Source organism: Pseudomonas sp. AC083, from assembly GCF_979253165.1.
Window position 1 is genome coordinate 1 of record NZ_CEEDDH010000188.1, and the last position, 262, is coordinate 262.

Below are 262 nucleotides of genomic sequence, written 5' to 3' on the forward strand. Positions count from 1 at the left end.
GTGCGGCCTATGTTGATGCCAGCCAGCTTGCTTTAATGAAAGAGCTTGGCGTAAAAGACTCAAAAGGATTAAAGGACCCGCAAATTATCAACATTGCCAAGGATCTCATCAAAACCATTCCGTTCAGCCTTCTCGTCCTCCGAAATGAAAAGTACAATACGATGCAGGAAAAGGGCATGAGTCAAGGAAAAATGAAGGCACTGCTTCATAATCAAGTCATCACCTCTGTGCTAGAAAAACTGGGCGGACAGCAGCCTGAGGC

1 pseudogene is annotated in these 262 nt (G+C 45.8%); it reads left to right on the forward strand.

Annotated elements, in window-relative coordinates:
* Window positions 1–262, forward strand: a pseudogene (locus AC0IXA_RS27670) (hypothetical protein); the annotation flags it as partial.